This window comes from Kitasatospora sp. NPDC101235, from assembly GCF_044767505.1.
In the GTDB taxonomy this organism is placed as follows: domain Bacteria; phylum Actinomycetota; class Actinomycetes; order Streptomycetales; family Streptomycetaceae; genus Kitasatospora.
Genome location: NZ_JBIWNZ010000016.1, coordinates 23,735 through 47,339, shown reverse-complemented (window position 1 = coordinate 47,339; position 23,605 = coordinate 23,735). Strand labels below are relative to the sequence as shown.

Annotated in this window: 20 protein-coding genes; 15 read left to right on the top strand and 5 right to left on the bottom strand. The window is 72.9% G+C overall.

Features of this window, described 5'->3' with window-relative positions:
- The first annotated feature begins 112 nt into the window (after positions 1 to 112).
- Positions 113 to 787, top strand: coding sequence for a TetR family transcriptional regulator (locus ACIRRH_RS25110; RefSeq protein WP_403071462.1), 675 nt, complete (start codon positions 113 to 115; stop codon positions 785 to 787).
- A gap of 1,126 nt (positions 788 to 1,913) precedes the next feature.
- Positions 1,914 to 2,672 (top strand): BTAD domain-containing putative transcriptional regulator, encoded by a 759-nt coding sequence (locus ACIRRH_RS25105; RefSeq protein WP_403071459.1) that lies wholly within the window; start codon positions 1,914 to 1,916, stop codon positions 2,670 to 2,672.
- Positions 2,673 to 2,743: 71 nt separating this feature from the next.
- Here the strand turns inward: ACIRRH_RS25105 and ACIRRH_RS25100 are convergent, their stop codons facing one another.
- Positions 2,744 to 3,505 (bottom strand): NAD-dependent epimerase/dehydratase family protein, encoded by a 762-nt coding sequence (locus ACIRRH_RS25100; RefSeq protein WP_403071456.1) that lies wholly within the window; start codon positions 3,503 to 3,505, stop codon positions 2,744 to 2,746.
- Positions 3,506 to 3,689: 184 nt separating this feature from the next.
- Here ACIRRH_RS25100 and ACIRRH_RS25095 point away from each other — a divergent pair, with 184 nt between their 5' ends.
- On the top strand, positions 3,690 to 4,904 hold the full coding sequence (locus tag ACIRRH_RS25095; RefSeq protein ID WP_403071453.1) for a sensor histidine kinase: 1,215 nt from the start codon (positions 3,690 to 3,692) through the stop codon (positions 4,902 to 4,904).
- Entirely contained in the window at positions 4,901 to 5,506 is a 606-nt protein-coding gene (locus ACIRRH_RS25090) for a response regulator (RefSeq protein WP_403071450.1), read from the top strand. Before ACIRRH_RS25095 ends, ACIRRH_RS25090 begins: the two co-directional genes overlap by 4 nt.
- Positions 5,507 to 5,587: 81 nt before the next feature.
- Here ACIRRH_RS25090 and ACIRRH_RS25085 read toward each other — a convergent pair whose 3' ends face one another.
- Positions 5,588 to 6,637, bottom strand: a complete 1,050-nt coding sequence (locus tag ACIRRH_RS25085; protein WP_403071447.1) for a methyltransferase domain-containing protein — start codon at positions 6,635 to 6,637, stop codon at positions 5,588 to 5,590.
- 160 nt (positions 6,638 to 6,797) lie between these two features.
- On the opposite strand from ACIRRH_RS25085, the gene ACIRRH_RS25080 reads away from it, so the two are divergent.
- From ACIRRH_RS25080 to ACIRRH_RS25035, 10 genes are all read left to right on the top strand, one after another.
- Complete coding sequence (locus ACIRRH_RS25080) at positions 6,798 to 8,036, top strand: nucleotide disphospho-sugar-binding domain-containing protein (protein WP_403071444.1); 1,239 nt, start codon at positions 6,798 to 6,800, stop codon at positions 8,034 to 8,036.
- Positions 8,033 to 9,001, top strand: a complete 969-nt coding sequence (locus ACIRRH_RS25075; protein ID WP_403071441.1) for an NAD-dependent epimerase/dehydratase family protein — start codon at positions 8,033 to 8,035, stop codon at positions 8,999 to 9,001. The genes ACIRRH_RS25080 and ACIRRH_RS25075 overlap by 4 nt, the downstream gene beginning before the upstream one ends.
- Positions 9,002 to 9,063: 62 nt before the next feature.
- Entirely contained in the window at positions 9,064 to 10,371 is a 1,308-nt protein-coding gene (gene rfbH / locus ACIRRH_RS25070) for a lipopolysaccharide biosynthesis protein RfbH (RefSeq protein ID WP_403071438.1), read from the top strand.
- 50 nt (positions 10,372 to 10,421) lie between these two features.
- Positions 10,422 to 10,913 (top strand): PH domain-containing protein, encoded by a 492-nt coding sequence (locus tag ACIRRH_RS25065; protein WP_403071435.1) that lies wholly within the window; start codon positions 10,422 to 10,424, stop codon positions 10,911 to 10,913.
- The gene (locus ACIRRH_RS25060; RefSeq protein ID WP_403071433.1) at positions 10,910 to 12,466 is read left to right on the top strand and encodes a PH domain-containing protein; all 1,557 of its coding nucleotides are present in this window, start codon (positions 10,910 to 10,912) and stop codon (positions 12,464 to 12,466) included. The genes ACIRRH_RS25065 and ACIRRH_RS25060 overlap by 4 nt, the downstream gene beginning before the upstream one ends.
- An 11-nt stretch (positions 12,467 to 12,477) precedes the next feature.
- Positions 12,478 to 16,110, top strand: a complete 3,633-nt coding sequence (locus ACIRRH_RS25055; RefSeq protein ID WP_403071430.1) for an amino acid adenylation domain-containing protein — start codon at positions 12,478 to 12,480, stop codon at positions 16,108 to 16,110.
- Positions 16,111 to 16,228: 118 nt separating this feature from the next.
- A complete protein-coding gene (locus ACIRRH_RS25050; protein ID WP_403071427.1) occupies positions 16,229 to 17,443 on the top strand; it encodes a hypothetical protein in 1,215 nt (404 codons plus the stop codon).
- A gap of 17 nt (positions 17,444 to 17,460) precedes the next feature.
- Positions 17,461 to 18,183, top strand: a complete 723-nt coding sequence (locus ACIRRH_RS25045; protein WP_403071424.1) for a class I SAM-dependent methyltransferase — start codon at positions 17,461 to 17,463, stop codon at positions 18,181 to 18,183.
- 43 nt (positions 18,184 to 18,226) lie between these two features.
- On the top strand, positions 18,227 to 19,144 hold the full coding sequence (locus ACIRRH_RS25040) for an ABC transporter ATP-binding protein (RefSeq protein WP_403071421.1): 918 nt from the start codon (positions 18,227 to 18,229) through the stop codon (positions 19,142 to 19,144).
- 1 nt (position 19,145) lies between these two features.
- Entirely contained in the window at positions 19,146 to 19,874 is a 729-nt protein-coding gene (locus ACIRRH_RS25035) for an ABC transporter permease (protein WP_403071418.1), read from the top strand.
- Between the two features lie 73 nt (positions 19,875 to 19,947).
- On the opposite strand, the gene ACIRRH_RS25030 is transcribed toward ACIRRH_RS25035, so the two are convergent.
- The 3 genes from ACIRRH_RS25030 to ACIRRH_RS25020 are packed head-to-tail and all read right to left on the bottom strand — an operon-like array spanning position 19,948 to position 22,202.
- Positions 19,948 to 20,172: a ferredoxin gene (locus ACIRRH_RS25030; protein WP_403071416.1), complete on the bottom strand. Its 225-nt coding sequence runs from the start codon at positions 20,170 to 20,172 to the stop codon at positions 19,948 to 19,950.
- Complete coding sequence (locus ACIRRH_RS25025) at positions 20,169 to 21,404, bottom strand: cytochrome P450 (protein ID WP_403071413.1); 1,236 nt, start codon at positions 21,402 to 21,404, stop codon at positions 20,169 to 20,171. Before ACIRRH_RS25025 ends, ACIRRH_RS25030 begins: the two co-directional genes overlap by 4 nt.
- 51 nt (positions 21,405 to 21,455) lie before the next feature.
- Entirely contained in the window at positions 21,456 to 22,202 is a 747-nt protein-coding gene (locus ACIRRH_RS25020) for an SDR family NAD(P)-dependent oxidoreductase (protein ID WP_403071410.1), read from the bottom strand.
- A gap of 239 nt (positions 22,203 to 22,441) precedes the next feature.
- Between ACIRRH_RS25020 and ACIRRH_RS25015 the strand changes: the two genes are divergently transcribed.
- The gene (locus tag ACIRRH_RS25015) at positions 22,442 to 23,593 is read left to right on the top strand and encodes a nucleotide disphospho-sugar-binding domain-containing protein (RefSeq protein WP_403071407.1); all 1,152 of its coding nucleotides are present in this window, start codon (positions 22,442 to 22,444) and stop codon (positions 23,591 to 23,593) included.
- Positions 23,594 to 23,605: the final 12 nt, after the last annotated feature.

Below are 23,605 nucleotides of genomic sequence, written 5' to 3'. Positions count from 1 at the left end.
CGCCCCGACGCCGCGAGGAACTTAGGTCCAAGTCAATTCTTAATCTAAGTCAATTCTTGATCCATGCATAAAATTTAGCCCGATCATTCTTTGGGCTTGATACCGTCCCCCCATGGCGACGCACCCCGGTTTCGACCTCGACCACGGCTTCGACCTCGGCGCACTCCCGCTGCGTGAGCGCAAGAAGATCCAGACCGGCATCCGGATCTGGCGCACCGCGGTCGGACTGTTCGCGGAACGGGGCTTCGACCAGGTCTCGGTGGTCGAGATCGCGGCCGCCGCCGAGGTGTCCAAGATGACCGTCTTCAACTACTTCCCCACCAAGGAAGACCTGGTCATGGGCCCGATGGAGCAGCACCTCGACGAGTCGGCCCGGGTGGTGCGCGAACGCGCCCCGGGCACCTCGGCGGTGGTGGCACTGCGCGAGCACTTCCTGGCCGCGCTGGGGCAGTTCGACCCCTCCACCGGGCTCTGCGACGACCCGGCCGTCCTCGACGTGGTCCGGGTGATCCACCAGACCCCGACGCTGCTGATGCGCGCCACCGCCGGCTTCGATCAGAAGGCGCAGACCCTGCTGGCCGCCGAGCTGCTCGCCCAGGACCCGGCCCACGACGAGCTCACCGCCAGGGTCGCCGCCGCCCAACTGCTCGCCGCCCAACTGGCCCTGACCGGCGAGAACCAGCGCCGGATGCTGGCTGGCGGGCGCGCCGCGGACGCCCTGCCCTCCGCCCTCGACGCGGCCCACCGCGCCTTCGCCCTCGTCGAGCGGGGCCTCGGGGACTACTGAGTCCTGACCCGGGGCCGGTCCGAGCCTCTGCCGAGTCCGCGAGCTCCGGATCCCGCGGACGCCCTGCCCTCCGCCCTCGACGCGGCCCACCGCACCTTCGCCCTCGTCGAGCGGGGCCTCGGGGACTACTGAGTCCTGACCCGGGGCCGGTCCGAGCCTCTGCCGAGTCCGCGAGCTCCGGATCCCGCCGGCGACCCGGGCCGACGCCTGCCCCACCTGTCACCGCAACGCATCCTCGCGAAAACAGAGGCTGCCGAACCGGACCGTCTCAAGTCGTCGACCTGCGGCTTTTCCCATATCTGGACCAGCCCCGGGCCCTTCCGGGCATCCGCAGCCGCGCCGCCGCCCCGAAGAGGTGCGCGAAGGCGTGAGTCTTACCCACTTTCACCTTGACACCACCTGCCCCACGAGGATTGGATGTCGCTCCAAGAAGGCTCTCCAGACGAACCACTCGCAGGCACCGCCGACTAATGGCGCTATCCAGGCGAGTGATTTTTCATACGCTCTTCCAATCGCCAATCATCATCGGCGGTTGGTGATTTCTGGCGCCTTCACATAATTTCTTCAGGGGTACGCCAAGGCATCCTTCCGGAAAGCCTGGAAATGCGACTGCGGCGCTCCCCATGATTCACCCCGCCAAAAAATCGACACGCCCAGGCATATTGGCATATCCGCTGGTCAGAGCACCTCTGGCGAGTCGACACCACCCCCTGACGGCCAGGGATCCCCGGGTCGACTATTTGTAAAAAAATTAATTGACACGAACACGCCCGGAGGCTTTCCTCAAAAATAGTTCAGATGGCGACCGGAAAGTACCTCGCGCATGTGTTCACTGCTAGACTCCCGTACGGTTTGGCGGCCCGCCCTAAAAATTCTGACATGGGGGCATCTCTCGTGCCTGGATGGAAGGTCGGGACTGCACTGCGGCAGTCCCGCCGGATTCACCATCCCGGCCAGCCGCCGCCAAGCGGACGCGCTGCACCACCCGTCACAGTCCACTCGGGACCGGTGTAGCCGCACCTCTAAATGCTGCAATTCTTTGCAATCATTTTACCGGGGAGGGGTTGAGCCAATGCAGATCAACATTCTTGGTCCGCTTGAAGCGGAAATCGACGGAGTCTCGGTGGTGCCATCCGCCACGAAGCCCCGCAAGGTCCTGGCCCTGCTCGCGGCCAGGATGAACAGCATCACTCCGATCTCGCAGCTCATGCAGGAGATCTGGGACGAGGAGGCGCCAGTCAGTGCCTCCACCACGATGCAGACCTACATCCTGCAGCTGCGGAAGCTGATAACGAACGCCCGGCCGGACGACCCGGAGAGCGCCAAGCGGATCCTGGTCACCATGTCCGGCGGCTACATGTTGAGCGGGCCGGCGGACGCGCTCGACCAGCACCGCTACGAGCAGCTGGTTCACCGTGGGCACGCCGCGCTGCGGGTCGATGACAGCGCCCAGGCGGCCGTGCTGTTCCGGCAGGCCCTCGGGGTGTGGCGCGGGTCCAGCCTGGTCGACGTCGAGCAGGGCCGCCCGCTCCAGGCCCACGTGATCCGCCTGGAGGAGTCCCGACTGCACGTCCAGGAGCTGTGCATCGAGGCCGAGTTGCAGCTCGGCCACCACCAGATGCTGCTCAGCGAGCTCGCCGCGCTGACCGTCGAGCACCGGTTCAGCGAGAACATCCGCGCCCAGTTCATGCTCGCGCTCTACCGGTCCGGCCGCTGCGCACACGCGTTGGAGACGTTCCGTCAGTTCCGCGCCCTGATGGTGGAGGAGATCGGGCTGGAGCCGTCCGCCCGGATGTATCGACTGCACCAGGCGATCCTCGGCTCCGACCCGTTGCTCGAATGGCAGAGCTCGCCTGACTCGCTGCTGGCGCTGGGCGCGGCCTGACCGGCGCCAGCCTCCGTCGGGGTCGCACACGGCGCGGCCCCGACGGCTGCCGGCTCCGGGACACAGCCGGGCTACCGGGCCGCACGCTCGACCAGGCCGGCCAGCATCCGGGCGTCGATGACGCGGCGGTAGTAGTCCGCGTCGAATCCCAACTCGGCGATGCTGGGCACCAGTTGGGCCAGTCGCTCGGTGCTGACGTACCCGTTGCCAGGGGTGGACTCGGTGACCTCGTGGGTCGCGCGAACGCCCAGGGCGAGTTCGAGGTGGTCGAGGATCGCCTCGATCGGCACCGGGTAGCCGGACGCCACGTTCAGCACCTGGCCGCTCACTCCCGTCGCGAGCAGGACGTCGAGGATCCGCACCATGTCGGCCACGTCCAGCAGGTCGCGGCTGGCACCGCTGCGCACCTGGACCACGCCGGCCCGGATCTGCTCCACCAACGCGGGGATCAGCTGGTGGCCACGCTGGTGTTCACCCACCAGGTGGCTCAGCCGCAGGATCAGGTAGTCCGCTCCGGACTGGCGGACGGTCTCCTCCAGCCCCAACTTGTGCGCCGCATAGGGCGTGCTCGGGGCCACCGGCTCGTCCTCGCGGCCGCCGCAACCGGGTGCGCCGTAGACGCCCGAGGACGCCGTCGAGAAGAACACCAGCCGACGGCCGTCGGCGGTGACCTTCTCCAGCACGGACTCCAGCAGCTCCGCCTCGCGCCGGAACTCCACCACCGAGGTACCCACGGTGCTGGACACGCCGGCGGCAAGGATCAGCGCGTCGGGGTGGGCAGCGGCGAGCGGCTCAAGGTTACGGGCGATGAATCCCCGGCCGATAATCTCCATCAGACAGCTCCTAGTCTCCCGGCCCATGCCCATGGGCGGCGGACGTTCACCGTCGGGCAAGTGCACGCTATGGCGGACACCTTGAATGTGGGTGCAGCGTGGTTTGAAGATCGCGGAGAGCTCCGGCAGACCCGCGCCGGGTGAACGGGAAGAGCGGCGGCGGCACGAGGGAGGGAAGAATTCCATGGGGTGGCGAACGACCGGTGACGAGCCGGTGCTGACCGTGCCGGGCACCGGGCTGCTGGGCGTGTTCGGGCCCGACCCGGGCGGGCCGCGCAGCCGGTGGGGCCTACTGATCGGCTCGCTGGGCTGGCTCGTTCCATTGATCGGGATGGCGCCGCCGATCAGCTCGTACCCGTCGCACGGCCAGGACCTGGTGGCCGTGCTGGGCGTGCTCGGCTTCGGCGCCACGCACACGCTGGTGACCTGGTCCTTCCACACCGACCGGCTGAGCCTGGGTTTGCGGTGCTGGCTGTGCGGGTTCCTCGCGGTGAGCGCCACGGCTCTGCCACTGGTGCTCGACGAGAAGTGGATCGTCTCGATGCCGTACCTGGCCGCGGCCGTGAGCCTGTCCGTCCCGGAACGGCTGCTGTTCACCTCGGTCGCGGCGCCGGTGCTGCTCGCCATGGTGGTGGCCCGGCGGGTGGAGCCCTCGGAGACCATCCCGGCCATCGTGATGACGCTGGCCGCGGGCCTGGCGGTGGCGACGTACCGCAGGATGCTGACGCTCATCGCCGACCTGCGCTCGACCCGGCTGCGGCTGGCCGGGCAGGCCGTGGTCGAGGAGCGGCTGCGGATCGCCCGCGACCTGCACGACCTGCTCGGGCACACGCTGCTGAACATCGTGCTCAAGGCCGAGTACATCCGGCGGGTGCAGCGCCGCGCTCCCGAGCCGGGGAACCCGCACAGCGCGGACGTGCTCGCCGAGGCGGAGGAGATCGAACGGATCGGCCGGGAGGCCATCGAGCACGTCCGTCAGGCGGTCACCGGATATCGTGAGCATGCCATGACTGCGGCGATCGACAGCGCCCGGAGCTGCCTGACGGACGCCGGCATCTCCGTACGGATCCGGTCGGAGGCCACCCCGCTCCCGAGCGCGGTGGAGTCCGCGTTCAGCTGGGTGATCAGAGAGGGCGTGACCAACATCGTGCGGCACAGCGGTGCGGACCACTGCGACATCACGGTCGGTCTGGTGGGCGGCATGGCGGAGCTGGAGGTCCGGGACAACGGGACCGGGCCGGTCCGCCCGCCCCAGGGTGCCGGCGGCAACGGCTTGGCCGGGCTCTCCGAGCGGGTCGCTCTGCTCGGCGGGCGGCTCAGCGCGGGATCGGGCCCGGCCGGCGGGTTCCGGCTGCGGGTCGTCCTGCCGCTGGCCGGCATCGGTCAGGAGGCGTCGTGATCCGCGTCCTCCTGGCGGAGGACCAGGTGATGGTCCGCAACGCCATCGCCCGGCTGCTGAACCTCGAACCCGACCTGGAGGTCGTCGGGCAGGTCGGCGACGGCACCGAGATCGTCCGCACCGCGGTGGAGAGCCGGGCGGACGTCGCCCTGCTCGACATCGAGATGCCCGGCCGCAGCGGCCTGGACGCGGCCGCCGACCTGGCGCGGGCCCGGCCGGAGTGCCGGACCGTGATCGTGACGATCTACGGGCGTCCCGGCTACCTCCAGCGCGCGATGGAGGCGGGCGCCAGCGGGTTCGTCGGCAAGGACCGCCCGGTGGACGAGCTCGCCGAGGCGATCCGCCGGGTGCATGCCGGCGGGACCGTGATCGACCCGGAGCTGGCCGCCTCGGCGATGCGGGCCCGGCCCAACCCGCTGACCGAGCGCGAACGCGGTGTCCTGTCTGCCGCCGCACAGGGCGCCCCGGTGGCCGCCATCTCGGCCCAGGTCCACCTCTCCGAGAAGACCGTACGCAACTATCTGTCCTCGGCGATCCAGAAGACCGGTACGGCCAACCGTTACGAGGCGGCCCGGGCGGCGATGGTCAACGGCTGGCTGTGAGCCGGGAGCGGCCGGCTCCGGGAACGACGCGACCGCCCGGCGGGCCGAGGCTCGCCGGGCGGTGCGGAACGGCACGGACCGTCAGGGGCGCCTGGCTGTCAGGGCGACCGGGAGCAGCCCCGGGCGGGTGTGCAGCTCGACGTCCACGAGACCGGCCGCGGCGAGCAGTTCGCGGTAGTCGTCCGGCGAATAGGGCTCGCCGCCCGGGGTGGTGGAAAGCAGCAGCAGGCCGAGCAGGTGCGCCTGGACCTGCTCCCGCTCCCGGCCGTCTTGCGGGGCGAATCCGGCGACCACCAGCCGTCCGCCCGGGGCGAGCACCCCGGTGAGCCGCTCCAGCAGTCGGGTGGCCTGCGCCCGGTCGAAGTGGAACAGGAGGTTGGCCGCCACCACGACGTCGTACGGGCCGCCGAGCGGCACGGTGAAGGCGTCCCCCGGCAGGTAGGACACCCGGTCGGCGACGCCGCGGCGCCCGGCGTGCTCGCGGGCGGCCTCCAGCACCTCGGGCCAGTCCTGCGCCCAGACGCGGGCCCGCGGGTGCCGGGCGGCCAGTTCGAAGCCGGTGACGCCGTGCCCGCAGCCGACCTCCAGGACGCGCAGCTCGGGGCAGTCGGCGGCGAAGCCGGCGAGCTCCTCGGCGACGAGGCCCGCGACCCGCTCGGTGACGAACGTGGTGTGCTGGGCGAAGTCGGTCCAGAACGGGAAGCCGGGCGCCAGTGCGTCGGCCCCGGGCGCCGGTCCACCGACGCGGACGGTGTCGGCGAGGTCGCCGAGCGCCCGCCACTCCACGTCCCCCGCCGCCACCTTGACGATGCCGCCGCAGTACCCGGGAGAGGTGGTGACCAGTAGCTCCGCCGTCCCCGGCGCGAGCGCGTACCGGCCGTCCTCCTGTGCGCGCAGCAGTCCGAGCCCGGTGAGCGCACGCAACATCAGCCGGATGCCGCGCAGGTCGGCGTCCAGCCGTGCGGCGACACTCGCGGCGTCCAAGGCCTCGCCGTCGAGTTCGTCGAAGATCCGCAGGTCGATGGCCGCCCGCAGCGCGGCGGTGGCCTTGAACCCGGCCATCATGCCGAAGAGCCGCTCGCGGCTCAGGTCCTCGCCGCCCGGGCCTCCCGGCCCGCGGTTCCCGTTCACGCCCCACCGCCTCCTGCCTGTCGGCTTCGCTCCGATTCCGGCGACACCCTCACCGGGTCCGGTGCAGTCCCGCTGGAGCCTGGGTAAAGCCCGGCTGGACGGACGGACCTCCACCAGGTCTGAACCGGGACTCCAGGACGCGTCGAAAGCCTCAGCAGCCATGCGCGTACTGTTCACGACGTCGGAATGGCCGACGCACTTCTTCCCGATGGTCCCGCTCGGGTGGGCCCTGCAGGCCGCCGGCCACGAGGTCCGGGTGGCGTGCGCGCCCTCCCTGGCGCCGGTGGTCCGGCAATCGGGGCTGATCCCGGTGCCGTTGCTCGGCGGCCCCGACCCCGCGTTCAAGACCCGGCTGGCCCGGTACTGGGAGTTCGCCGCCCGGCAGCGGCCGATCGAGTCCGGCGAACTGCTCCACCCGGTCACCGCGGAACCGATGGAACGGTTGGAGGATTTCGACTTCGCCGCCTACCGCGCCGTCCACCGCGAGGCCAACCTGCGGACCATGCGCGACAGTTGTGACCGGATGGCGGAGTTCGCCCGGCACTGGCGACCCGACCTGGTGGTGACCGAGCCGCAGAACGTCGAGGGCGTGCTGGCCGGGCGGCTGCTGGGCGTCCCGGTGGTCTGCAACCTCTTCGGCCTGGTCGGCACCGACGAGACCGAGCCGGGCCTGGACATCGTGCTGGAGGACCACAGCGAATCCTTCCCCCGGTACAGCCTGCCGCCGATGGCCACCGAGCTGATCGACGTGGTGCTGGACCCGTGCCCGCCGAGCGCCGCGACCCGAACCCTGCGGCCCACCCTGCCGGTCCGCTACATGCCCTACAACGGGCCTGGCAGCGCTCCGACATGGGCCGGATCCCGGCCGGACGGCGGTCGCCCGCGGGTGCTGATCGCCTGGGGCACCTCGGTGTCGGGGATCTACGGCCGCCGGGCATTCCTGGTGCCGGGCCTGCTGCGCGCCCTGGCCGGTCTGGATGCCGAAGTGGTGATCACCGCGGCCGACGCCGACCGTGCCCACCTGGTGGCCGACCACTCGCGGATCCGGGTCCTCGACCGCTGGTGCCCGCTGAAGCTGCTGCTGCCGACCTGCGACGCCGTCATCCACTACGGCAGCGGCGGCACCGGGATGACCGCGATGGCGGCCGGGGTGCCTCAGCTCGCCCTGCCGTTCTCCGCCGAGCAGCGGATGAACAGCTCCCGGCTGACCGCGGCCGGTGCCGGCTTCCGACTGGACGGCTTCGCCGCCGACCCGGCGGCAGTCGCCGACCGGGTGGGCCGGCTGCTGGCCGAGCCGGTGCACCGGGAACGGGCCCAGGCCCTGCGGGAGGAGGCGCTGGCCCGGCCGACGTCCGCTCAACTGGTGCCGCAGCTGTTCGACCTGGGCGCCACCCGGTGAGCGCCCCCATCGCGCTCGTCCTGGGCGGGACGGGCTTCGTCGGACGGCACGTCTGCTCAGCCCTCGCCGGGGACGGCTACCGCACCCTCGCGGTGGGCCGCCGGCCGACCGAAGCGGCCACGCCGCCGGACACCGGCTACCGGGTCCTGACCGAGCCCACCGCCGCCGCCCTCGGCGCACTGCTCGACACCGAGCAGCCGGACCTGGTGGTCAACGCGGCCGGCACGGTCTGGCAGCCCGACCCCGACCGGATGGTCCGGAACAACACCGAGCTGGTGACCGCCCTCGTCACGGCCGCGGCCGCCCGGCCGGCCCCGCCGCGGCTGGTCCAGCTCGGCTCGGTGCACGAGTACGGGCCGACCCCCACCGGGAAGCCGATCGCCGAGGACCACCCGGAGGCCCCGGAGACCCCGTACGGCCGGACCAAGCTCCAGGGCACCCGGGCAGTGCTGGCGGCCCGCGACGTCCCGGCCGTGGTGCTGCGCATCTCCAACGTGCTGGGCCCGGGGGCGCCGGTCGGAAGCCTGCCCGGCCTGGTGGCGGCCGGCCTCGCGCAGGCGCGGCTCGGCGGCGAGGAGGCCATCCTGGAGCTCAGCCCGCTGATCGCCCGGCGGGACTTCGTCGACGCCCGGGACGTCGGCGCGGCGGTGCTGTGCGCGGCCGGTGCCGCCGAGGCCGTCGGCCGGGTCGTCAACATCGGCAGCGGCGAGTCCACCGGAGTACGGGAGCTGGTCGCCGAACTGGTGCGGATCAGCGGAGTGCCGGCCCGGGTGGTGGAGCGGGGCGAGCAGGAGGAGACCCGCAGCCGCTCGATGAACTGGCAGCAGCTCGACGTCTCGCTCGCCGCCCGGCTGCTCGGCTGGCGCCCTCGCACCACCGTCACCGCGTCGCTCACGGGCCTCTGGAAGTCCGTCGCGTTCGGGCCACACTCAATGGTTTCTCAAGGTCCGGGCAGCACGCTCTGAACCGTGCGGTACCGCGACGTCGCCGACCCGCCCGAGGAACTTCCCACTTGATGGAGGCAGGCATGACCAACCGACAGAAGGACCTGCTGCTTGAGGAAGTGCGCAAGTACCACCAGGAGCGTTCGCAGGAGAAGGAGTTCATTCCGGGGGTGACCCCGGTCCTCTCCTCGGGTGCCGTGCTGGACGAGGACGACCGGGTCGCGCTCGTCGACGCCGCCCTGGACATGCGGATCGCCGCCGGGGTGCACTCGCGCCGCTTCGAGTCGGCCTTCGCCCGCACCCTGGGCATGCGCAAGGCGCACCTCACCAACTCCGGCTCGTCCGCCAACCTGCTGGCCCTCAGCGCACTGACCTCGCCGCAGCTGGGCGACATGCGGCTGAAGCCCGGCGACGAGGTGGTCACCGTCGCCGCGGGCTTCCCGACGACCGTCAACCCGATCCTGCAGAACCAGCTCGTCCCGGTCTTCGTGGACGTCGACCTCGGCACCTACAACGCCTCGTTGGCGCAGATCGAGGAAGCCGTCGGGCCCAGGACGCGCGCCATCATGATCGCGCACTCACTGGGCAACCCGTTCCCGGTGGCCGAGGTCGCCGAACTGGCCAAGGAGCGCGACCTCTTCCTCGTCGAAGACAACTGCGACGCGGTCGGCTCGCTCTACCAGGGCAAGCCCTGCGGCAGCTTCGGCGATGTGTCGACGGTCAGCTTCTACCCGGCGCACCACCTCACCATGGGCGAGGGCGGCTGTGTCCTGACCAACAACCTGCCGCTCGCGCGAATCATCGAGTCGTTCCGCGACTGGGGCCGGGACTGCTGGTGCGAGCCCGGCGAGGACAACCGCTGCCTGAAGCGCTTCGAGTACCAGCTGGGCACGCTGCCCAAGGGCTACGACCACAAGTACACGTTCTCGCACGTCGGTTACAACCTGAAGTCGACCGACCTGCAGGCCGCGCTCGGGCTCAGCCAGCTGCGCAAGCTGCCCGAGTTCAGCGAGGCGCGCCGGCGCAACTGGCGGTACCTGCGCACTGCCTTGGACGGCGTCCCGGGCCTGCTGCTGCCCGAGCCCACCCCGGGCTCCGACCCGAGCTGGTTCGGCTTCGTCATCACCGTCGACCCCGAGGCGCCGTTCACCAAGTCCGGCCTGGTGGACTTCCTGGAGTCCCGGAAGATCGGCACCCGCCAGCTGTTCGGCGGCAACCTGACCCGTCACCCGGCTTACCAGGACCGGGAGTTCCGCGTCGTCGGCGACCTGCGCAACAGCGACATCATCACCGATCACACCTTCTGGGTCGGGGTGTACCCCGGGCTCACCTCCGAAATGCTTGACTACGTCGCGGATTCCATCCGTGAGTTCGCCCTGAAGCACAGCTGATCGATGCCGGTGCGACCGGCTTCCCGGCACCGGCGGACCGAGGAGACCCGATGATCCCCACACACGCCGAGCCGGTGCTGCGACCGCCACGCCACCTGGTCAGCCCACGGGCCGTCCGCTACTGGACGGCCAAGGCCGCCCTGGCCTGGCTGCTGCCGCTCGCCGGTGGGACGGTCGCGATGCTGGCCGGGCCGCTGCCCGGCTGGGCCCTGGCGACCGCCGCGGTGCTCGCCGCGGCCCACCTCGCGGTGATGCCGCGCTGGCGGTACCGCGTGCACCGCTGGGAGGCGACGCCCGAGGCGATGTATCTCCAGTACGGCTGGTTCAGCCAGGAACAGCGGATCGCGCCGCTGTCCCGGATCCAGACCGTGGACTCCCACCGGGGCCCGCTGGAGGCATTGTTCGACCTGGCCAACGTCACCGTCACCACGGCGTCGGCGGCCGGACCGCTGCGCATCCACGGCCTGGACCAGGCCGAAGCCCAGCGCCTGGTCGACGAGCTGACCGAGGCGGCGCAGCGAGGCGAGGACGACGCCACATGACCGAGGAGACCACCCGGCCGACCGCGGCAGCCACTGCCGAGCACTGGCACCGGCTCGACCGCCGGATGCTGGTCATCCACCCGGTGCAGGAGCTGATCCGTGCGCTGCCGGGCCTGCTCCTGGTGGTGTTCCTCGGCGGGAACGGCGAGCGCCGGCCGCTGTGGGCGTTCGGGGCGACCGCCCTGGTGCTGCTGCTCGGCGTACTGCGCTGGGTCACCACCGGATACCGGGTGACGCCTCGCCAGATCATGGTCCGACGCGGGGTGCTGCGGCGCAGCACGGTGACCGTTCCGCGTGACCGGGTGCGCTCGGTGGACCTCAGTGCCCCGCCGGTGCACCGACTGCTCGGGCTGACCAGGATCACCATCGGCACCGGGCAGTCCGACCGCAAGGGCGAGGGGCTGCGCCTGGACTCGCTCTCGCACGCCGCCGCGGCCGGGCTGCGCGACGAACTGCTCGGCCGCGCCCCGGCTCCCGCGACCGCCGCCGACGCGACCGCCGCGGCACGGTCGGCCGAGCCCGAGGGCGAGGTGCTGGCCGACTGGCGGCCCGGCTGGCTGCGGATGGGCCCGTACGGCCTGTCCGGGGTGCTGACCGCCGGTGTGCTGCTGACCGTCGCACTGCGCACGCTCGCCGAATCCCGGATCGACCCGGGCCGCCTGGGGGCGGTCTCCGCCGTGGTCGACGCCGTCGACCGGCTCGCGGCACCGGCCCGGGTCGCGGTGCTGACGGTGGCCTGTCTGCTGGCCGTCGCGGCGCTGTCCACGATCGGCCATCTGCTGGTGTTCTGGCGGTTCCGGCTGGTCCGGACGCCGACCGGGGTGCTCCAGGTCTCCCGGGGACTGGTCAGCCGGCGAGTCATCGCGATCGACGAGGCCCGGCTGAGGGGCGTCGAGATCAGCGAACCGCTGCTGCTACGGCTGGCCGGCGGCGCCCGGTGCATCGGCATCACCACCGGTCTGCGGGTCGGCCGGGGTGCGGAGCGCGGCGGGTCGCTGCTGGTGCCCCCGGCCCCGCGCGCCGAGGTGCTGGCCGCCGCCCGGGCGCTGCTCGCCGAGCCGTCCGCGGCGAGCGCGCCGCTGGAGCGCCCGGCCCCGGCGGCCCGTCGGCGCCGGTACACCCGGGCACTGGTCGGCTGGACGGCGCTGTCCGCGCTGATCCTCCGATTCGGCCCGGAGTGGGCCCGGCCGCTGCCGCTGGTGCTGCTGCCGCTCGCTGTGCTGCTCGCGGCGGACCGCGTCCGCGGCCTCGGCCACGCCGTGGTCGGGCGCACCCTGGTGGTCCGGCGCGGTTCGCTGGTGCGCCGTCGGCACGCGATGGACGGCGCCGGTGTCATCGGCTGGAACCTGCACCGCTCGCTCTTCCAGCGCCGGGCCGGGCTGGTCACGCTCACCGCGACCACCGCGGCAGGCCGCCAGAGGCTGTCCGCCCAGGACCTGACCGACCGGCAGGCGATGGCCGTGGTGCACGGGCTGAGCCCGGAGCTGCTCGCCCCCTTCCTGGTCCACCCGGGCGCCCCGCAGGCGCCCGACTCCCGTCCGACATCCACCTGAAGGAGCAGCCGGTGTCCCGGTCGCACGAGCCCGACGGGCCCAACCCCGCCCACCTGCACCCCGACCGTCTCCCCCGGGCGGACGACCCGGGCCGGGTCGCGGTCGTGACCGGGGCGGCCCTTTCCGGGCCCGTGCCGGAGCCGACGGAGCTGTGCGCCGCGCTCGCGGCCGTCCTCGCCCGACACGGCGGCGGCCCCCGGGTGGAGCTCACCGTCGGCCCCGCCGGGTGGCGCTGGGCGACGGACACCGGCGGGGACCCGGAGCTCGGCGCGCTGCTGGCCGACGCCCGTCGGGCGTCGGCCGAACCGGCAGCCGGCGGGCACCCCGGGGACGCCGGAGTGCGCTGCCTGCCCGAGCCCGCACCGCCGCAGCTCGACCCGCCCGGCCCGGTGGCCGGCCTGGAACTGCGGCTGGCCGAGGAGGGCGGCCGGGCCGTGCCGCGGATCCGCTGCCGGGAGGGCGCGTACGAGCCGGCCCGGCTGCACCGGCTGCTCGTCCACCTCGACCGCGCCCTCGCCGCCCTCCGCCACGCCCCCGGCACCCGGCTCGGCACGCTCGACCTGCTCGACCCGGCCGAGCGGGAGCGGCTGGACGCCTTCGGCCGCGGCCCGGCAGCGGGCACCGACACCCGGCCGCTGCACGTGCGCTTCGCCGAGCACGCCGCCCGCGCCCCGGACGCGCTCGCGGCGGTCTGCGCCGGCGAGAAGCTGAGCTACCGCCGGCTCGACGAGGAGTCGGCCGCGCTCGCCACCGAGCTGCACGAGCGCGGGGTCGGCCCCGGGGACGTGGTCGCCGTGGTGCTGGACCGCGGCCTGCACACGCTCGTCGCCATGCTCGGCGTGCTGCGCTCCGGTGCCGCCTACACCCCGGTGGACCCGGCCTATCCGGCCGAACGGATCGACTTCATCCTGCGCGACACCGACGCCAGGGCCGTACTGTGCCGCACCGGCCTGGCCGCCGGCCTGCCCGGTTCGGCGGCCGAGCGGCTGGTGCTGGTCGACGCCGAGCGCCCCGCCCGTACCGCCGACGCGCCCGCCGACCCGCAGGCCCTCGCGTACGTGCTCTACACCTCGGGCTCGACCGGGCCACCGAAGGGCGTGCCGATCGACCACGCCATGCTCGGCACCTACCTGGACTGGATGACCGAGGAGTGCCGGATCGGCCCGGGCAGCCGGGTCCTGCACGCCTGCTCGCCGGTGTTCGACCTGGCGGTCGGCGAGGTGTTCTCGGCGCTGGTGAGCGGCGCCACCGTGGTCGTCGCCACCCGGGAGGAGGTGCTCACGCCCGGCGCGCTCGGCGCCCTGATCGGTCAGGAGGCGGTCACCCACTCCTTCACCCCGCCGACCCTGCTCAGCCTGGTCGATCCGGCGGACTGCCCGGAGCTGCGCTGCGTCCTGGTGGCCGGCGAGGTGGTCGCGCCCCGGCTGGTCGAGCGCTGGCGGGAGGCCGGGGCCCGGGTGCTCAACCTGTACGGGCCGGCCGAGGCGACCGTCTCGGTGACCTGGTTCGACTGCACCCGCCCGTACCCCGCCGGGGTGCCGATCGGCCAGGTGATGCCGGGCCGGACGATCCGGCTGCTGGACCGCTGGGGCGGACCGGCGCCGCTCGGCGCCCCGGGCGAGATCGTGATCGGCGGCCAGGGCGTCGCCGCCGGGTACCTGCGCCGCCCCGAGCTGACCGCCGAACGGTTCGACTCCGGCACTGCCGGCGGGCCCTGGTACCGCACCGGCGACCTGGGCCGCTGGCTGGAGTCCGGCGACCTCGAATTCCTCGGCCGGGCCGACGACCAGGTGAAGCTGAACGGCCGCCGGATCGAGCCGGGCGAGATCGAGGCCGTCCTGGCCGCCCACCCGGACGTCTCCGCCGCGGCCGTGACGCTGCGCGAGGACAGCGGACCGGCCCGGCTGGTCGCGTACGTCACCGGGCGGCCCGGCCGCCGGCCCGACCCGGCCGCGCTGCGCGCCCACGCCGCCCGGACCCTGCCGGCCGCACTGGTGCCGGCCGCCACCGTGGTGCTCGACCGGTTCCCGCTGGGGGCCACCGGCAAGATCGACCGCCGCGCGCTGCCCGCCCCCGGCCGCGGGCGGCCCGTCCTGCCGGTGGCGTACCGCGCCCCCGCCGACAAGACGCAGCGCCGGATCGCCGAGGAGTTCGAGGCCCTGCTCGGCATCGACGGCGTCGGCGCCGACGATGACCTCTTCCACCTCGGCGGCACCTCGCTGGACGCGGCCCGGCTCTGCGCGGCCATCGGCGACCGGCTCGGCCGCCCGCTGCCGGTCTCGCAGATCCACCGCACCCCGACTCCCGCCGCGCTGGCCGACTGGCTCGACGCACTGGCGGCGCGGCCCGAGGAGCCCGACGCCGCCAGGTCCGGCGTCCGGCCGGGCGGCGGGGTGGCGCTGACCCCCGGCCAGGCCGACCTGGTCGCGGCCAGCGGCCTCATCGTCTGCTCACTGTCCTGGTGGATCGACGGCACGCCGGACCGGGACGCGCTGGTCGCCGCCCTCGGCGACGTGCACGCCCGCCACCAGCCGCTGCACGCCTCCTACCACCCGGGCCCGCCCCCGGCCGCCCGGCTGCCCCGAACCGTCGAGGCGCCGGAGGTCCACCTGCTGCCGGACGCACCCGACGCCGAGGCCGCGCTGGCCGCCGCCGACGAGGTGGCCCAGCGGGCGCTCGACCTGCCCGCCGGGCGGGTCTGGCGGGCCGTACTGGTCCGGGAGGAGGCCGGCGGCCGGGAGCTGCTCTCGCTCGGCCTGCACCACGCGGTCTTCGACGGCGCGTCCGAGGGCGTGCTGACCGCCGACCTGTCCACCGCGTACGCGGCCCGCAGCGCCGGGCGGGCGCCGCGGTGGCCCGTCCCCGCACCGACCCTGGCCGAGGTGGCCGAGGAGCACGCCCGGGCCGTCCTGCCGCCCGACCTGGACCGCCAACGGGCCTGGTGGGGCGCCCGGCTGCGGAACCTGCCCAAGCTGGTGCTCCCGGGCGTCGACCGGGCACCGCTGCCCGAGTGGGGGCCGAAGGACGGCCGGCTGTTCCCGCTGCCGGCCGACCGGCTCGCCGTCTGGCGGGAGGCGGCCCGGCGGCTGGGGGCCACCCTCTTCGCGGTGCACGCGGCGATCTGCGGCGAGGTCTGGCGCCGGCTCTCCGGGCAGCGCGACGTGGGGATGATGGTGCCGGTCGCCCGGCGCGGCGGATCGCAGCTGGAACGGGCCGTCGTCAACCGGGCCGGGGTGCTCTGTCTTCGCCTGGACGGGCGCCCGTACCCGGGCGGCGCACTGGCCGAGGCGGCGGCGCAGGTGGAGGAGGCGCTGCGGGCGCAGGACGTGCCGTTCTCGGCGGTGCTCGGGGAACTCGCCACGCTGCGACCGGACGTACACATGTTCTTCGGTCTGCCGCTGGTGGTCTACCAGGACAACCCGCGCCCGCCGCTGGACCTGCCGGGCTGCCGCACCGAGCCCGTCCTGGACCGGCTGGCCAAGGACGTGCCGGCCGCGCTGACCGTCGAACTCCTGCCGCTGGAACGCGAGGCAGTGCTGCGGGTGACCATCCGCACCGACCGGGTCCCGGTCGCGCTGGCCGAGGCGGTCGGCAGCACCTACCTGGACGTCCTGGCCGGCGAGCCGGCGCCGGACGCCGGCTGACCCCGACCGCGCCGCACCCACGTCCGACCTCGCCGGATCTCCAGCGGGCCTCAACCCGGAACCGACGACGGCCCGAAACGCTGTCCCTGTCCCCGAACCCACATCTGGAGAGGCGCGCATGACCACCGAACCGACCGCATTTCCCGTGGAGTCGCTGATCCTCGCCGCGACGGCGCGGGAGGGGGATCTGCTCCGCCTGATCGAGGAGCACGGGCTGGCCGCCTTCGCCGAGGTCCTGGTGGCCGAGACGGCCGGCCGGTGCGACCTGCTGCCGCTCGACCGGGAGATCCCTGTCGGTGTGCGGGTCGTCCACGGCGCGGAGACGGCGGAGTTCCTCATCACCGTCTCCGCGCAGGGCGCCCACCACGAGAGCGGCGACGCCACCAAGGGCTACGCGGTGATCGAGACCGAGGCACTCCCGCTCGCCCGCAGCATCTACGGACCGGCATCCTTCGACGGGATCGCCACCCGGGCGGTGACCGTCCGCCCCGAGGCGGCCGAGGAGGGCACCGGGAAGCCGAGCGAGTTCGGGATCGGCTCCTCCGCGCTGCGCCGGGCCGACCGCCCCAACCCGGTCGCGCTGGCCGCCCAGGCGGTGAACGTCGCGATGGCCGCCCGCGACCGGGACCTCGGCGACCTCGCGCTGCGCTACGGCAGCGACAAGTGGGGTGTCTGGCACTGGTACACCCAGCACTACGACCGGCACTTCGGCCCGCTGCGGCACGAACCGCTGCGGGTCCTGGAGATCGGCATCGGCGGCTACTCCGACCCGGCCGCCGGCGGGGGCTCGCTGCGGATGTGGCGCGGCTACTTCCCGCGCGCGATCGTCCACGGCCTGGACATCTACGACAAGTCCGGTTCAAACGAGCCGCGGATCCGCACCCACGTCGGCAGCCAGGACGACGCCGAGTACCTGCGCCGCTTCGCCGAGGAGCACGGTCCGTTCGACATCGTGATCGACGACGGCAGCCACGTGAACGCGCACATCCTGGCCTCCTTCCAGGTGCTGTTCCCGTACGTGCGCCCGGGCGGCTGGTACGCGATCGAGGACATCCAGACCTCGTACTGGCCGCAGTACGGCGGCACCAGCGGCACCCAGGCCGGAACCGGCACCAGCATCGGGCTGCTCAAGGAACTGCTGGACGGGCTGGAGCACCAGGAGGCCAACCAGCCGCGCGGCCACCGGCCGTCGTACACCGACCGGCACGTGGTGGGCCTGCACTGCTACCACAACCTGGCCTTCGTCCAGAAGGGCGTGAACGCCGAGGGCACCGTCCCGGCCTGGGTGAAGCGAACCCCGCTCAGCTACTTCTACCCGAGTCAGGACTCCTGATCCCCGTGGAGAACCGAGTGAACCGACTCAGCGACTACGACACCATCGGCGCCGGCAGCGGGGTGATCACCAAGGACGGCTGCGCCGTCGACCTGTACGCCCGGCTGCCGGCTGGCCGCGAGCCCGAGGTCATCCACGCCGCCCTGCCGCCGGGTGCCACCATCCTCGAACTCGGCGCCGGGGCAGGGCGAATGACTCGCCCGTTGCTGGCACTCGGCCACCGGGTCACCGCAGTGGACGAGTCCGCCGAGATGCTCGAACGGATCGGCCCCGGCGCGGAGACCGTCCGCTCCACCATCGAGGACCTCGACCTGAGCCGGCGGTTCGACGCGGTGGTGCTCGCCTCCCAGCTCGTCAACACCCCGGACGCCGATCAGCTGCTGGCCTTCCTGCGCACCTGCCGGCGCCATCTCGCCCCGGGTGGGCGGGTGTTGATCGAACAGGCGGTGGAGGCCTTCTTCGCCGGGCTGGTGCCCTCGGAGATCCAGCAGGGCCCGGTGACGGTCGCCTTTCGCAACATCCGCCACGCCGCCCCGGACCTGGTCGGGATGACCATCGAGTACCGGCTCGGCCGGGAGCGCTGGACCCAGACCCTGCTCTGCCGCCGTTTCGACCCGGCGCACCTGGCAGCCGTCGGGTTGCGTCACGACGGCGCGCTCACCGAGGACGGCGCCTGGTTCGCCGCCACCGCCGCGCCGGAGACCGGGACGGGACATTTGTCCCGGCCGATCGATGGCTGATACCCCTACTACCCGGCCTGCCCGGAAACCTACGGTGATTGACATGCCGACACAACAGACCGAGGCGGCGGTGACCATCACCGCACTCCACAAGAGCTACGGCAAGGTCCGGGCGGTGGACGGGCTGGACCTCGAACTCGCCCACGGATCCACCGTCGCCCTCCTCGGGCCCAACGGGTCCGGTAAGTCCACCACGGTGAACACCCTGCTCGGGCTGCTCGGTCCCGACTCCGGTTCGGTCCGCGTGTACGGCCACGAGCCCGCGGTGGCGGTGTCCAAGGGGCTGGTCGGGGCGATGCTCCAGCAAGGCGCGTACCCGAACAGCGCCAAGGTGAAGGAGGTGCTGAACCTCGCCCGCAACCTGTACCCCGAGCCGCAGCCGCTGGACCGGCTGGCCGAGACGGCGAACCTCACCGACCTGCTCGACCGCAAGGTCAACAACCTCTCGGGCGGCCAGGTGCAGCGGGTCCGGTTCGCCTTCGCGCTGGCCGGCAACCCGAAGCTGCTGGTCATGGACGAGCCCACGGTCGGCCTCGACGCCGATGCCCGGCAGCTGTTCTGGCAGGGCGTGCGGCGGTTCGCCGCCGACGGCCGCACGGTGCTCTTCTCCACCCACTACCTGGAGGAGGCCGACGCGGCGGCCGACAGGATCGTCGTGATGTCCGACGGCAAGCTCGCCGTCGACTCGACCGGCGAGGAGATCAAGCACCGGTTTACCAGCCGGACCGTCAGCTTCTCGATCGGTACGGACAGTTCGGAAGGCCTCGACCGGCTGCCCGGCGTGCTGAGCGTCGAGATCCACGGCGACCGCGCCCACCTGCGCACCTCCGACTCGGACGCCACCGTCAACGAGCTGCTCGCCACCCGCGGCCCGGTCCGCGAGCTGGAGCTCTCCGGCGGCAGCCTGGAGGACGCGTTCCTCTCGCTCACCAGTGCGGCCGCCAAGAACCAGGAGGCCTGACGTGAAGCACTACTTCCTCTTCGAACTCCAGCGACTCAAGCGGGATCCGCGCTTCCTGGTGCTGACCATCCTGCTGCCGGTGGCGCTGTACCTCCTGTTCGGCACCATCGGCGGCCAGCCGCCCGGTCCGGAGGCGGACCAGGCGCACACCCTGTCGATGATCGGCATGGCCTGCTACGCAGCCCTCATGGTCACCGTGACCAACGGCGGCAACATCGCCGCCGACCGGGCGCTCGGCTGGACGGCACTGCTGCGCACCACACCGCTGGGCGCGCGCGGCGTGGTGCTCGCCAAGATGGCCAGCGGGCTGGTGCTCTGCCTGCCGTCGATCGTCCTGGTCTACGTGGTGGGCTCGTACACCCAGCACCTGGACTTCGGCTTCGGCACCTGGCTGAGCATCGGCGTGCTGACCTGGGTCGGAAGCCTGCCGTTCGCTGTCCTGGCGCTCTCGCTCGGCTACGCCAGCTCGCCGCAGTCGGCCGGGCCGACCGTGATGTCCACCGTGCTGGGCCTGTCCGCCCTCGGCGGGCTTTGGATCCCGGTCAGCCAGTTCCCCGACGTGCTGAAGGACGTCGCGAAGGCGCTGCCGACCAACCGTTGGGCCGCCCTGAGCCAGAACATCGCCCTGGGCCGCGACTTCCATGTGAGTGACGTGCTGATCCTCCTGGCCTGGACCGCGGGCTTCGTCCTGCTGGCCCGCCTCTGCTACCGGCGAGGGACCCCCGCCTGAGCCGGTCAGCCGTAGGGCCCGCCCCCGACGAGGGGCGGGCCCTGCGTGTTGCGGCGGTCGGTCGCCGCCGCGGTCAGTAGTCGATCGCGCGGGCGGGGCAGATCCGGGCCGCCTCGGCCACCGCCGCCCGCAGTTCAGGGGTGGCCGGGCGCTCGTCCAGCAGGACCACCGTGCCCTCCTCGCTCTGGTCGAACAGCTCCGGCGCCACCAGCACGCACTGCGCGGCCCCCACGCACAGCTCGGGGGCCACCACGATCACCTCGCCCGGCCCGCCGTCCGCGGGCGCGTCGGCGCTCACCAGGTCACCGGGAGCTGCCAGACGCCGTACAGCTCGGCGTCGTGCCGGAACGGCAGCGCCTCCTCCGGGACTGCCACCCGCAGGTCGGGGAAGCGCTCGAAAAGGCTCGCGAAGACGATCTCCAGCTCGATCCGGACCAGGTTCTGGCCCAGGCACTGGTGGATGCCGTACCCGAAGGCGATGTGGTGCCGGGCCGAGCGGGTGATGTCGAACTCGGCCGGCCGCTCGAAGGCCCGCGGGTCGTGGTCGACCGCGGCCGCGAGCACCACCACCCCCTCGCCGGCCCGGATGGTCCGCCCGGCCACCTCGATGTCCTCGACCGCGACCCGGGTCGGCACGGTGTCCGCGATGGACAGGTACCGCAGCAGCTCCTCGACGGCGCCGGGCAGCAGCGCCGGATCGGCGCGCAGCGCGGCCAGCTGCTCGGGGTGGCGCAGCAGCATGAGCGTGCCGAGGCTGATCATGTTGGCCGAGGTCTCGTGCCCGGCGGTGAGCAGCAGCATGGCGGCACTGACGAGCTGGTCGTGCGTCAGGTTTCCGGTGCGCTCCTGCTCGACCACCAGGCGGCTGAGCAGGTCGTCCTGCGGATCGCGGTCCTTGCGCACCAGCAGGCGGTCCAGGTAAGTCAGCAGCTCGATGAAGGCGCGCTGGCGCTGCGCGGGCGAACTCCCGCGCCGGATCGCCGTCCTCGCCCGGGACTCGAAGAACCCGTGGTCCGCGTACGGGACGCCGAGCAGCTCGCAGGTGACGATCGAGGGCACCGGCAGTGCGAGCGCCTCCACCAGGTCGGCGGGGCGCGGACCGGCCTCCAGCTGATCCAGCAACCGGTCCACCACTGCCTGGATCCGCGGGCGCAGGGCGTTGAGCCGGCGCAACGTGAACTCGCCGATCAGCATGCGGCGGTAGGAGGTGTGCCGGGGCGGGTCCATCTTGACGAACGGCGGGTTCGGCTCGGTCCGCAGCCCGGCCTGACCGGGTTCGACGATCGGGAAGCCGGGCCGGGACGGCTCGGCGCTCAGCCGCGGGTCGGTGAGCAGCGCACGGGCCTCGGCCAGCCGGGTGATCACCCAGGTGGTGCTGCCGTCGTACAGGCGGACCTGGTGCAGCGGGTGCTCCTCGGTCAGCCCGGCGTACTCCGGCGGCGGTGCGAAGGGGCAGCCGCTGCGCCGCAGCGGCAACGTCAGCGAGGCCGACGGCGCGGTCGGCTCACCGGCCCGGACGGGCACGGACATCGGGCGTCTCCTGGGGTTCTGGGCGAACGATGAGGTTGGAGCGTGAGCAGGTCAGACCAGCGGGGTGCCGGCCAGTCGGCCGCCGTCGGCCACGAACTCCGAGCCGGTGCAGTACGAGGACTCGTCGCTCGCCAGGAACAGCGCGAGCGCCGCGACCTCCTCGGCGGTCCCGGTGCGGCGCAGCGGCAGGCCCCGGGTGAGCCACTGGGTGTTGAGCTTGGGGAGGTCGTTCATCGGGGTGTCGATGTGCCCCGGGCAGATCGAGTTGACCCGGATGCCGGACGGGCCGAGTTCCATCGCGGCCGAGCGGGACATGCCGACCACCGCGAACTTCGTGGCGCAGTACGCCGACATCGCGGGCATCCCGGAGAGGCCGCCGATCGAGGCGATGTTGACGATCGAGCCGCCCCCGGCGGCCCGCATCGCGGGGACCACCGACCTGATGCCGAGGAAGACGCCGACCTGGTTGACCTCCACCACCTCGCGGTACTCGGCCACCGAGGTGCGTTCCAGCGGCTGGTGGCGGACGATGCCGGCGTTGTTCACCAGTGCGTCGAGCCGGCCGTAGGTCTCCCGGGCCAGTGCGACGACGGCACGCCAGGCGTCCTCGTCGCGGACGTCGAGTTCGCCGTAGCAGGCGTCCGGGCCGAGCTCCTCGGCCAGCGCCCGGCCCTCCTCGTGCCGGACGTCGCCGAGCACGACCTTGGCGCCCTCGCGCACGAACAGGCGTGCCTCGGCGGCCCCCTGGCCGCGGGCGGCGCCCGAGATGAGTACGACCTTGCCGGTGAGACGACCCATGGCCGCGTCCGTCCTTCCCCCTGGCCCGGCCCGGACCGGACCGGCGAAACCACGCCCTCGGCCGCTCGACCAGGGGCCTTCCCCGCGAATCTAGCCAGTCCCCGACACCCGGAGAAGGTCCGTCCGGGCCGCACCAGGCAGGCGAGAGCGAGGCTCCACGTGTTCTCCAGCCGCGCTCGGGCCGGGGCCATGCGGGCCGCTGATAGTCAGGACGGGTCGTCGTCCCAAGGAGTCGTGAGATGCGTGTACTGGTGACCACTTCGGCCCTGGAGGGGCACTACTTCCCGATGGTGCCGCTGGCCTGGGCGCTGCGCTCGTTCGGCCACGAGGTGCTGGTCAGCGCGCCCGAGGGGTTCTCGGACGCGATCGCCCGCACCGGCCTGTCCGCGGCCGGCTTCGCCCCGCCGGTGGAGTTCGACCGGTTCATGCTGCACGACCGCGAGGGCCGGCCGATCGCCCCGCCGCGCGACCCCCGCGACCGCAAGGAGCACGGCGGGCGCGCCTGGGGCCGGCTGGCGGCCCTGCTGCTGGAGCGCACGCTCGACCTGGTCGAGGCGTTCAAGCCGGACCTCGTCATCTGCGAGCCGAACGACTTCGCCGGCCCGCTCGCGGCCGCCCGGTACGGGGTGCCGTGGGTCGAGCACGGCTGGGGCATCATGGGCATGCCCGAGTTCCGACCGTTCGTCGAGCTGGAGCTGGCCCCCGAGCTGTCCCGGCTGGGCCTGCCCGCGCTGCCCGAGCCGGACCTGCGGATCGACACCTGCCCGCCGGGGCTGCGCACCGCACCGGAGCCCGAGGGCCTGCCGATGCGGTACGTGCCGTACAACGGCACCGGCAGCGCACCCGACTGGGTGTTCGCCGAGCGCGCGAAGCCCCGGGTGTTCGTCACGTTGGGCGGGGTGCTGCCCCGCCACGGCCGCCGGGACTTCCGCGGCATGCTCCGCGAGTGGACCGAGGCACTGCCGTCGCTGGGTGTCGAGGTGGTGGTCGGCGTCGCCGACGACCTCAGCGAGAAGTGGCGGCCCCTGCCGGACGGCGTCCGGGCGGCCGGCTGGCTCCCGCTGGGCCTGGTGCTGCCCGGCTGCGACCTCGTGGTGCACCACGGCGGGGTCGGCTCCACCTTGACCACGGTGCTGGCCGGGCTTCCGCAGCTGATCACCCCGCAGTTGGTCGACCAGTTCGAGAACGCCCGCCGGATCGTCGAGGCCAAGGCCGGACTCTCGCTCCAGCCGGACGAGTTGAGCACCGAGAACATCCTCGACCGGTGCCGGGAGCTGTTGGCCGACGACACCTTCGCGGCACGCGCCCGGGAGATCACCGCGGGCAACGCCGAGCAGCCCACCCCGGCCGAACTGGCTGGTGAACTGGAGCGGTTCGCGCTGCGCGGGTGACCCGGGCGGGTC

What these genes read in the sequence shown, in the direction of transcription:
- ACIRRH_RS25110 (WP_403071462.1), top strand. Translation starts at nt 113, where the DNA reads ATGGCGACGCACCCCGGTTTCGACCTCGACCACGGCTTCGACCTCGGC.
- ACIRRH_RS25100 (WP_403071456.1), bottom strand. Translation starts at nt 3,505, where the DNA reads ATGGAGATTATCGGCCGGGGATTCATCGCCCGTAACCTTGAGCCGCTC.
- ACIRRH_RS25095 (WP_403071453.1), top strand. Translation starts at nt 3,690, where the DNA reads ATGGGGTGGCGAACGACCGGTGACGAGCCGGTGCTGACCGTGCCGGGC.
- ACIRRH_RS25080 (WP_403071444.1), top strand. Translation starts at nt 6,798, where the DNA reads ATGCGCGTACTGTTCACGACGTCGGAATGGCCGACGCACTTCTTCCCG.
- rfbH (WP_403071438.1), top strand. Translation starts at nt 9,064, where the DNA reads ATGACCAACCGACAGAAGGACCTGCTGCTTGAGGAAGTGCGCAAGTAC.
- ACIRRH_RS25065 (WP_403071435.1), top strand. Translation starts at nt 10,422, where the DNA reads ATGATCCCCACACACGCCGAGCCGGTGCTGCGACCGCCACGCCACCTG.
- ACIRRH_RS25060 (WP_403071433.1), top strand. Translation starts at nt 10,910, where the DNA reads ATGACCGAGGAGACCACCCGGCCGACCGCGGCAGCCACTGCCGAGCAC.
- ACIRRH_RS25050 (WP_403071427.1), top strand. Translation starts at nt 16,229, where the DNA reads ATGACCACCGAACCGACCGCATTTCCCGTGGAGTCGCTGATCCTCGCC.
- ACIRRH_RS25040 (WP_403071421.1), top strand. Translation starts at nt 18,227, where the DNA reads ATGCCGACACAACAGACCGAGGCGGCGGTGACCATCACCGCACTCCAC.
- ACIRRH_RS25025 (WP_403071413.1), bottom strand. Translation starts at nt 21,404, where the DNA reads ATGTCCGTGCCCGTCCGGGCCGGTGAGCCGACCGCGCCGTCGGCCTCG.
- ACIRRH_RS25020 (WP_403071410.1), bottom strand. Translation starts at nt 22,202, where the DNA reads ATGGGTCGTCTCACCGGCAAGGTCGTACTCATCTCGGGCGCCGCCCGC.
- ACIRRH_RS25015 (WP_403071407.1), top strand. Translation starts at nt 22,442, where the DNA reads ATGCGTGTACTGGTGACCACTTCGGCCCTGGAGGGGCACTACTTCCCG.